This window comes from Roseovarius sp., from assembly GCF_018066915.1.
GTDB lineage: Bacteria > Pseudomonadota > Alphaproteobacteria > Rhodobacterales > Rhodobacteraceae > Roseovarius.
Genome location: NZ_JAGPVV010000323.1, coordinates 1 through 9,513, shown reverse-complemented (window position 1 = coordinate 9,513; position 9,513 = coordinate 1). Strand labels below are relative to the sequence as shown.

Genomic DNA, 9,513 nt, shown 5'->3' with positions numbered 1-9,513 from the left:
TCATTCAGATAGGAGGAGGTCAGCACCGGGGTGCGGTGGATATAGGGTTTGATCCGCTCGTGCGCGGCGCGCACATCGTCGATCGTCAGGTCGCTCGGACTACGTTGATCCAGCATTTGGTCTTCCTTTCACGCGGCTTTTTCGGCCAAAACGGGCTTGGCGGTCGAGCGATAGTATTCCTGTGCCGCGATCACGCCAGACCCCATTTTAACCGGGTAATTCAAATCCACCATCGCCATTTCGAGCGTCGCCAGACCCGAGAGCATCATCGACTCGGTCAGGCTCCCGAGATGGCCGATGCGGAAGGCGCGGCCATTCATTTCGCCCAAGCCGACACCAAAGCTCATGCCGTAGGTGCCAAAGACACGCTCTGTCAGGCGGTTGCTGTCAAAGCCTTCCGGCACGAGAACCGCGCTGACGGTGTCCGAATAAAGATCTGGCGACTGCGCCACCAGTTTCAAGCCCCAAGCCGCAACCGCGCGGCGCACGCCCTCTGCAATCCGGGTATGGCGGGCATAGACATTGTCCAACCCTTCCTCGAACAGCATGTTCAGGCTCTCGGCCATGCCGTAGATCAGTTGAAGCGGCGGGGTATAAGGGAAGCCGCCCCGTGCATTTGCGCCCATCATATCACGGAAATCAAAGAAGGTGCGCGGCAATTTCGCGGTTTCCATCATCGCCAGCGCCTTGGGGCTGACGGCGAGGATGGCCATGCCGGTGTTGAGCATGAACCCCTTTTGCGAGCCGGAGACAGCGATATCAACGCCCCAGGTGTCCATCTCGAAGGGCATCGAGCCCAAGGAGCTGACGCAATCGACCATCAACAGAGCCGGATGCTTGGCAGCCTTCATCGCTGCCCGAACGGCGGCAATGTTGGACACGACGCCGGTCGCGGTCTCGTTGTGGGTGACGAGAACAGCCTTGATGCTGTGGTCCTTGTCGGCGGTCAGCGCCTCTTGGAAACGGTCGGCGGGTGCGCCGCTGCCCCAAGGGCATTCGATGATCTGAACATCCAGCCCATGCCGCTGACACATGTCGATCCAGCGATGGCTGAACATGCCGTAACGCGCCACCAAAACCTTGTCGCCGGGGCTGAGCGTGTTGGTGATCGCCGCCTCCCAGCCACCTGTGCCGGACGCGGGAAAGGTGATGATCTCACCCTTGGCGGTGCCAAAGACCGTCTTGCAGCCCTTGAGCACCGGGGCAAGCGTGTTGACGAAAGCGGGCGAGCGGTGATCCTGCGTCTGCACCTGCATGGCACGACGGAGCCGGTCGGGAATATTCGTGGGGCCGGGGATGAAAACCGGGTTCTGATCTGACATTGTGCCATCCTCCTCTGAGATAGTGGTAATATGCGGCACAGAGCCCTTCTTTGCAATTTTCTTGAAAGGCATTTTCATTTTATTAATTAAATAAGCAAGCACATGTTTTTATTTGATTTTCATTTTTCCAAATCCATTTTAAAGAATGACGTGAAAATATTTTTTATTCTGCATACAATCGCCTACCGACAGAGCCAGCAAGGGAATCGCCACTATGATCCAGACCAAGCGCGCGCGCGGCCGCCCGAAATCGCAATTCGCTGACAGCAGCGCAGGCACCATGCAGGCGCTGGATCGCGCGCTGTCGGTGCTGACTGCCGTGGCGCGGCAAGAGGGGGTGAACCTGACCGATCTGTCTCTCAGCCTTGGGATTCCCACCGCCACGACGCACCGCATTCTGACCACCTTGCAGAAACGCGATTTCGTGCGATTCGACGAAGAGCGGCAGGATTGGACCATCGGGATCGAGGCCTATCGCACCGGGGTGGCCTATCTCAAACGCACCAATCTGGCCGATGCCGGCCGCCCGGTGATGCGCCGGTTGATGGAGCAGACCGGCGAGACCGCGAATCTCGCGGTGCCGGACGGGGCCGAAGTGGTCTTTATCGGGCAGGTCGAGACACAGAACCCGATCCGCGCGTTCTTTCCGCCCGGATCACGCACGCCGATGCACGCCTCTGGCACCGGCAAGGCGATTCTGGCGGCGCTGCCCGAGGATCGGCTGATGGCGCTGCTCAAGGGGGCTGGGCTCAAGGGGTTTACCGAAGAAACCCTGATCACGCCCCGCGCGCTCTTTGACGATCTGGCGGAAACGCGCACGCGTGGCTGGTCCTTTGACCGGAACGAGCGGTATGACGGCATGTCTTGCATCGGGGCTGCGATCTTCAACGACCGCGGCGAGCCTTGCGCCGGTGTGTCGATCTCTGGTCCCAGCAGCCGGTTTCGCGATGCGCAAATTTCCGAGTTTGGCGCAGCCGTGGCACAGGCGGCGGCACAGATCACCCATCTCATTGCAGGCAAGGACGTGGCTATTTCTGAAACAACCGGGTCGCGTTGAACAACTCGTCCAACTGTTCATAGCGCTCGCGGGTGGCAGGCCAGCGTTCCTCTTGGACCGCCGCAATCAGCGCCTCAAGCAGCATCATGGTCGAGATGTTGGAATCCCACGCCGAGGGGATTTCGACCCAGCAATTGAAGGTATGGGTGGCAAGGTCCGAAATCGGGCTCATCCACTGGTCGGTAATCAGCACCACGCGCACGCCGCGGGCCGTGGCAATTTCCGCCAGCCGCATCAGGCTGGTTTCATAGCGGCGGATGTCGAACATCAAGAGCGTATCGCCCTCGACCATGTCGAGCACATAATGCGGCCATGTGGCCGAGGACGAGGTCATATGCGTGACCCGCCCCCGCACCGCCTGAAAATGGGTAAAGGCATAATCGGCCAGTGCCCGCGTGATGCGCCCGCCCACGAGATAGAGCCGCCCATCGGTATCGGCCAAGAGGCGCGCGGCCGCGTCAAACTGGTCGCTGTCGATATTGGCAAAGGTCTGTTCGATGTTCTGTGTCACCGCCTGCGCAAAGCGGTTGAGCGAATGGGTGGCGGGGGCCTCGGACGCCCAATTGGCGCGGCGCTGCGTCGGGCCGGAGACCTTGGCCTCCAACTCTTTCAGCAGCGCCTGATGGAATTGCGGATAGCCCTTGTAGCCAAGTTTCTGGACCATGCGCGCGATCGTCGGTGTGGAGACACCCGCATTCGCCGCGACGATCGTAATCGAGGCCAGACCCGCCGCCGGATAACTGTCCAAGAGCGCCTGCGCGAACTTGCGCTCTGATTGGGTGAGGGCGCTGTAATGCGCGCGGATCTGGTCGCGCACGGTTGGCGGAGGCTTGGTCACATCGCGGCTCCTGAACGGGTGCTGTCGAAACAGGCAGGCCGGATCGCATTCCGGTGATGCCCGCTGGAAATATATTGACACAAAAATTTCTATGTGGAAACATTTTTACAAATGCCGCAGGGGGGCGCATGGCAAGCGATCTGAACAGGGATGATTCTGACGTGGTCGAAGTGATCGGCGCGCAGGCCAAAGGCCCGGCGCTGATCCTGTGCGAACATGCGTCGAATTTCATTCCCGCGCAGTATCAGGGCCTTGGGATGAGTGCCGAGGCGCAGCAAAGCCATGCCGCATGGGACCCCGGTGCGCGGGCGGTGGCGCTAGCCTTGGCCAAGGCGCTGAATGCGCCGATGGTGGCGGCCAAGGTGTCGCGCCTTGTCTATGACTGCAACCGCCCGCCCGAGGCAGCAAGCGCCATGCCGGAACGCTCTGAAGTGATCGATGTGCCCGGCAATCGCACCCTGACTGCGGCAGAGCGCGCCGCACGGGTGGCGCAGGTCTATACGCCGTTTTGCAACACCGTCGGCCAAGTGATCGCCGCGCGCAAGGCGGCGGGGCTGGCAACCGCGCTGATCACCATCCACAGCTTTACCCCGGTCTGGTTCGGCACAGCGCGCGACTGTGAAATCGGCATCCTGCATGACAGTGACACACGGCTCGCCGATGCAATGCTGAGCGAGGCGCACCGCCTGCCCCATCGGGTGATCCGGCGCAACGATCCTTACGGCCCCGAGGATGGCGTCACCCATTCGTTGAAACTGCACGGGCTGGCGCATGACCTACCCAATGTGATGATCGAGATCCGCAATGACCTCTTGCGTGATGCCGCGTCAGAGGCGCGCATGGCAGACGAAGTGCTGACCCTACTGCGCCCGGCGCTCGCCGTTTTGGGCGAGACAACACAAGGGGGCGCACATGCTTAGAGCCATGCGCGCCTATATCCGCACCATAGACGCGATGAACCGCTTTATCGGGCGGATCGCGATGTATCTGATTTTCGCGCTGGTCGGGGTACTCTTGTGGTCCTCGGTCTCCAAGACATTCTTCACCCCCGCGCTCTGGACGCTGGAAACAGCGCAATTCGTCATGGTCGCCTATTACGTTCTGGGCGGGCCCTATTCGATCCAAATGGGATCGAATGTGCGGATGGACCTGTTTTACGGCGACTGGTCGAACCGCACGCGCGCCATGGTCGACGTGATCACGGTGTTCTTTCTGCTCTTCTATCTTGGCGTCCTGCTCTATGGCGGGATCAGCTCGACCGCTTATTCCCTGGGCTACTTCGGGACCGAGCCTATGGCGTTTTTCGGGGATCTCCTGCGAACGCTCGTGACCGAAGGCACCGAGGCTGCGGGGGCCAAGATGGGCGTGCTCGAGCGCAGCTCGACCGTCTGGCGACCGGTGATTTGGCCGATCAAGACGATCCTCGTCTTCGGCGTGTTCCTGATGCTCTTGCAGACAGTGGCGGAACTGTGCCGCGATATCCTGCGGCTGCGCGGCGAGGAGGTGCCAAGTGCCCTATGAAATGATCGCGCTCTTCATGTTCGCGACCATGATGGTGATGCTCTTTACCGGGCAGCGCGTCTTTGGCGCCATCGGCTTTGTCGCGGTGCTCGCGGCGCTGCTGCTCTGGGGCGACCGGGGCGGGTTCGACATCGCATTTGCCTCGGCGATCAAGCTGATGAATTGGTATCCGCTGCTGACCCTGCCGATGTTCATCTTCATGGGCTACGTAATGAGCGAGAGCCGCATCGCCGACGACCTTTACAAGATGTTCCACGTCTGGATGGGCCCGGTGCGCGGCGGGTTGGCCATTGGCACAATCGGCCTCATGGTGCTGGTGTCGGCGATGAACGGCCTCAGCGTGGCCGGCATGGCCATTGGGGCCACGATTGCCCTGCCGGAGCTGCTGCGGCGCGGCTATGACAAGATCATGGTGACTGGCGTCATTCAGGCGGGATCGAGCCTTGGCATCCTCGTGCCGCCCTCGGTGGTGCTGGTGCTCTATGCGATGATCGCACGACAGCCCGTGGGGCAGCTTTGGCTCGCAGGGATCATGCCGGGGCTGCTGATGGCCGGGCTCTTTGTCATTTACATCTACGTGCGCTGCCGCTTGCAGCCGCATCTTGGCCCGGTCCTACCACCCGAAGAGCGCACCATGCCGTTGCGCGACAAGCTGCGGCTCCTGCGCGCGGGGCTTCTGCCACTCTTCATCTTTGCGGCGATGATGGTGCCTTTCGTCAACGGCTGGACAAGCCTTGTCGAAAGCTCTGCCATCGGCGCGATGACGGCCTTTATGGCCGCCGTGCTCAAGGGGCGGATGACAAAGACCGTGTTCGAAACCTCGGTGCGCATGACGCTTGGCATTTCCTGCATGTTCATGTGGATCATTCTTGCGGCCCTCGCCTTTGGCGCGGTGTTCGACGGTCTGGGCGCGGTCAAGGCCATCGAGAGCCTGTTCACGCAAAAGCTGGGCCTTGATCCTTGGGTGATCCTCATCCTGATGCAGCTCAGCTTCATCATCATGGGCACGTTTCTCGACGATACGGCCATGCTGGTGATCGTGGCCCCGCTCTATGTGCCGCTGGTGGGCGCGCTCGGCTTTGATCTCATATGGTATGGCGTGCTTTATACGATCACCACGCAGATCGCCTATATGACGCCGCCCTTTGGCTATAACCTGTTTCTGATGCGGGCCATGGCCCCGCCCGAGATCACGATTCGTGACATCTATCGCTCGATCCTGCCCTTCGTGCTTGTGATGATGCTGGCACTGGCGCTGGTGATAATCTTTCCGCAGATCGCGCTGTGGCTGCCGCAGCTTGTCTATGGATAAAGGAATAACCCGAGAACTCCGCCAACGGAGCAAACTTAACAGAGCAACCAACAGGAGTATCAAGACATGACCACCAGAAGAAAGTTTCTCTCCACCGCCGGGGTGGGTGTTGCGGCGACGCTGGCCAGCCCCGCCATCGTCAAGGCTCAAACCCCGATCAAGTGGCGGATGCAGACCTATGCCGGCGGCGCCTTGGGCGAGCATGTGACCAAGCCGATGGTCGATTACGTCAACGCTGCGGCCAATGGCGAAATGGAGATCGAGCTGTTTTATGCCGATCAGATCGTCCCCACCGGAGAGCTGTTTCAGGCGCTTCAGCGCGGCACCATCGACGCCGTTCACTCGGACGATGATTCGATGGCCTCACCCACACCGCTGCGGCAGTTCGGCGGCTACTTCCCCTTTGCCACCAAGCATATTCTCGATGTGCCGGTGCTCTTTAACCAATACGGCCTCGCCGATATCTGGCGCGACGAATACGCCAAGGTCGGCGTGCAATGGATTTCCTCTGCAGGCCAGGACCCCTGCAACTTCAACACCAAGAAAGAGATCAAGTCTGTCGCCGATCTTGACGGGCTCAAGCTCTATACCTTCCCGACGGCCGGGCGGTTTCTGGCCAAATTCGGCGTGGTGCCGGTTAATATCCCCTATGCAGACGCCGAGGTGGCGGTGCAGACCGGCGAGCTTGACGGCATGGCTTGGTCGGGGATCACCGAGGATTACACGGTGGGCTGGGCCAATGTGACCGACTATTTCCTGACCAACAACATCTCGGGGGCCTGGATCGGGTCGTGGTTCGTGAACCAAAAGCAATGGGCTGATCTGCCGGATCATCTCAAGCAGGTGGTAATGGCCGCGACTGACGCCAGCCACACCTATCGCAACCAGTGGTATTGGGGCGGCGAGGCGCGCCTGCGTGCGCGCGGCGACAAGCTGGAACTGCGCACGGTGCCTGCCGACGAATGGGCCGAGGTCGAGAATGCCGCCAAGGATTTCTGGACCGAAATCGCCGCAGAAGGCGAGATCGAGGCCAAGATCGTCGGCATCTTCCGCGAGTATAACGAGGTGATCAACAAGGCCGGACCGCCCTATACCAACGGCTGATCGCCCTGCGACACACCCCGCCCGGCCCCGTTCAGACGCGGGGCCGGGCGACGTAAAGACACCCGCCGAATACCGAAGTCATACCGACGCGATACCGCAAGAAAAACAAGGACGCCGCCATGGCCCTCAGTCTCGAAGATCTGAAATCAAAGGTTGCCGCCGGCACGGTCGATACCGTGCTCGTTTGTCTCGTGGACATGCAGGGGCGGCTCATGGGCAAGCGATTTCACGCCGCGCATTTCCTTGCCAGTGCTTGGGAAGAAACCCATTGCTGCAATTACTTGCTGGCCACCGATCTGGAAATGACCACGCCCGAGGGCTTTGCCGCCACAAGCTGGGAGCGCGGCTATGGCGACTATGTGATGAAGCCGGACCTGAGCACGCTGCGCCCGATGCCCTGGCTCGAAGGCACGGTGATGGTACTCTGCGATGTGCTGGATCACCACACCCACGCACCAGTGCCCCACAGCCCCCGTGCCATGCTCAAGGGGCAGTTGGCGCGGCTCGATGCCATGGGCTTTGACGCGATGATGGCGACCGAGCTCGAGTTCTTTCTGTTCGAGAAAAGCTATGACGAAATCCGCAAATCCGGCTATCGCGCGCTGACCCCGCTGTCGGGCTATAATGAGGATTACAACATCTTCCAGACCACCAAGGAAGAGCACGTGATGCGGCCGATCCGCAATCACCTCTATGCCGCCGGTCTGCCCATCGAGAACACCAAGGGCGAAGCCGAGGCCGGGCAGGAGGAACTCAACATCAAATACGCCCCGGCGCTCGATACTGCCGATTACCACACCATCGCCAAGCACGCGATCAAGGAGATTGCGTGGCAACAGGGGCACGCGGCCAGCTTCTTGCCGAAATGGGACCACCGGCGCGTGGGCTCGTCCAGCCATGTGCATCAATCTCTCTGGCAGGATGGTAAACCGGCGTTCTTTGACCCCGAGGACAGTCTCGGGATGTCACAACTGATGAAGCATTACATGGCGGGATTGCTGAAATACGCGCCCGATTACACCTATTTCCTCGCCCCCTATATCAACAGCTACAAGCGGTTCCAGAAGGGCACATTCGCGCCCACGCGCATCCTGTGGTCAGTGGACAATCGCACCGCCGGTTTCCGCCTTTGCGGCGAAGGGTCCAAGGCGGTGCGCGTGGAATGTCGCGTCGGGGGATCGGATCTCAACCCCTATCTCGCCATGGCGGCGATGCTGGCGGCGGGGATCAAGGGGATCGAGGACAAGCTGGAATTGGCCCCGCCCGCAACTGGGGATGCCTATGGCGGCAAGACCGGTCGCATCCCGCAGACCCTGCGCGATGCCCACCTCACGCTCAAGCAGTCGCAATTCCTGCGCGACACGTTTGGCGATGGAGTGATTGACCATTACGCCCGCGCTGCCGAGGTCGAGATCGAGGATTTCGACCGCGTGGTCACGGATTACGAGGTGGCGCGCGGTTTCGAGCGGGCCTGAGCGCCGCGCGGTCGGATTTGAGTATTTGTGGAACGATGAAAGGACGGGCGTCATGCCCGTGATCAAGGATGCGATCATGCAGACATTGAAATGTATCTCTCCCATCGACGGGTCGGTCTATGCCGAGCGGCCGGTGCTGTCGCTGGAGGCAGCGCAAGCAGCGGCAAGCCGCGCACGTGCAGCGCAGGTGGCCTGGGCGGCGCGGCCCCTGCAGGAGCGCACCCGACTGGTGATGGCCGGTGTCGCCGCCGTGGGGGCGATGAATGACGAGATCGTGCCGGAGCTTGCGCATATGATGGGCCGTCCCGTGCGCTATGGCGGCGAGTTCCGCGGCTTTAACGAACGCGCCACCCACATGGCCGCGATTGCCGAAGGCGCGCTGGCGGATCTTCATGTGGGCGAGGATGCGACCTTCCTGCGCTATATCCGGCGCGTGCCGCATGGCGTGGTTTTCGTCGTGGCGCCATGGAACTATCCCTACATGACGGCGATCAACACCGTGGCGCCTGCGCTCATCGCGGGCAATGCGGTGCTTTTGAAACACGCCACGCAAACGCTACTGGTGGGCGAGCGCATGGCGCGGGCCTTTCATGCGGCGGGCGTGCCCGAGGATGTCTTTCAGAACGTGTTTCTGGATCACGACACGACCTCCTCTCTGATCTCGGGGGGGGCTTTCAATTTCATCAACTTCACCGGCTCTGTCGGCGGCGGGCGCGCGATGGAGCGTGCGGCCGCGGGCACCTTTACCGGGCTTGGACTTGAACTCGGTGGCAAAGACCCCGGCTATGTGATGGAGGATGCCGATCTGGACGCGGCGGTCGAGACACTGATCGACGGGGCGATGTTCAACTCTGGCCAATGCTGCTGCGGAATCGAGCGGATCT

Annotated in this window: 9 protein-coding genes and 1 pseudogene; 7 read left to right on the top strand and 3 right to left on the bottom strand. The window is 61.0% G+C overall.

The genetic code is table 11. The annotated features are described in order from the left end of the window. Positions 1-116, bottom strand: a pseudogene (locus KBT70_RS18245) (threonine/serine dehydratase); the annotation flags it as partial. Positions 117-128: 12 nt separating this feature from the next. Continuing rightward, positions 129-1,322: an L-aspartate--glyoxylate aminotransferase BhcA gene (gene bhcA / locus KBT70_RS18240; protein ID WP_296637540.1), complete on the bottom strand. Its 1,194-nt coding sequence runs from the start codon at positions 1,320-1,322 to the stop codon at positions 129-131. A gap of 214 nt (positions 1,323-1,536) precedes the next feature. On the opposite strand from bhcA, the gene bhcR reads away from it, so the two are divergent. Further along, positions 1,537-2,379 (top strand): HTH-type transcriptional regulator BhcR, encoded by an 843-nt coding sequence (bhcR, locus tag KBT70_RS18235; RefSeq protein ID WP_296637537.1) that lies wholly within the window; start codon positions 1,537-1,539, stop codon positions 2,377-2,379. Here the strand turns inward: bhcR and KBT70_RS18230 are convergent. Beyond that, positions 2,351-3,217, bottom strand: a complete 867-nt coding sequence (locus KBT70_RS18230; RefSeq protein ID WP_296637534.1) for a MurR/RpiR family transcriptional regulator — start codon at positions 3,215-3,217, stop codon at positions 2,351-2,353. The genes bhcR and KBT70_RS18230 overlap by 29 nt on opposite strands. Positions 3,218-3,345: 128 nt before the next feature. Here KBT70_RS18230 and KBT70_RS18225 point away from each other — a divergent pair, with 128 nt between their 5' ends. From KBT70_RS18225 to KBT70_RS18200, 6 genes are all read left to right on the top strand, one after another. Continuing rightward, complete coding sequence (locus tag KBT70_RS18225; protein ID WP_296637532.1) at positions 3,346-4,137, top strand: N-formylglutamate amidohydrolase; 792 nt, start codon at positions 3,346-3,348, stop codon at positions 4,135-4,137. Continuing rightward, positions 4,130-4,738 carry a TRAP transporter small permease subunit gene (locus KBT70_RS18220; protein ID WP_296637529.1) on the top strand — a complete coding sequence of 203 codons (609 nt, stop codon included), beginning with the start codon at positions 4,130-4,132 and terminating at the stop codon, positions 4,736-4,738. The genes KBT70_RS18225 and KBT70_RS18220 overlap by 8 nt, the downstream gene beginning before the upstream one ends. Continuing rightward, positions 4,728-6,050, top strand: coding sequence for a TRAP transporter large permease subunit (locus KBT70_RS18215; RefSeq protein ID WP_296637527.1), 1,323 nt, complete (start codon positions 4,728-4,730; stop codon positions 6,048-6,050). Before KBT70_RS18220 ends, KBT70_RS18215 begins: the two co-directional genes overlap by 11 nt. A 66-nt stretch (positions 6,051-6,116) precedes the next feature. Beyond that, a complete protein-coding gene (locus KBT70_RS18210) occupies positions 6,117-7,154 on the top strand; it encodes a TRAP transporter substrate-binding protein (protein ID WP_296637524.1) in 1,038 nt (345 codons plus the stop codon). Positions 7,155-7,273: 119 nt separating this feature from the next. Beyond that, the gene (locus tag KBT70_RS18205) at positions 7,274-8,629 is read left to right on the top strand and encodes a glutamine synthetase family protein (RefSeq protein ID WP_296637522.1); all 1,356 of its coding nucleotides are present in this window, start codon (positions 7,274-7,276) and stop codon (positions 8,627-8,629) included. 73 nt (positions 8,630-8,702) lie between these two features. Continuing rightward, positions 8,703-9,513 (top strand): aldehyde dehydrogenase family protein (locus KBT70_RS18200; RefSeq protein ID WP_296637542.1); only part of this gene is annotated, 811 nt, incomplete at its 3' end.

Excerpts from the sequence above, each read along its gene's own strand:
- bhcA (WP_296637540.1), bottom strand. The coding sequence starts at position 1,322 with ATGTCAGATCAGAACCCGGTTTTCATCCCCGGCCCCACGAATATTCCC.
- bhcR (WP_296637537.1), top strand. The coding sequence starts at position 1,537 with ATGATCCAGACCAAGCGCGCGCGCGGCCGCCCGAAATCGCAATTCGCT.
- KBT70_RS18225 (WP_296637532.1), top strand. The coding sequence starts at position 3,346 with ATGGCAAGCGATCTGAACAGGGATGATTCTGACGTGGTCGAAGTGATC.
- KBT70_RS18220 (WP_296637529.1), top strand. The coding sequence starts at position 4,130 with ATGCTTAGAGCCATGCGCGCCTATATCCGCACCATAGACGCGATGAAC.
- KBT70_RS18210 (WP_296637524.1), top strand. The coding sequence starts at position 6,117 with ATGACCACCAGAAGAAAGTTTCTCTCCACCGCCGGGGTGGGTGTTGCG.
- KBT70_RS18205 (WP_296637522.1), top strand. The coding sequence starts at position 7,274 with ATGGCCCTCAGTCTCGAAGATCTGAAATCAAAGGTTGCCGCCGGCACG.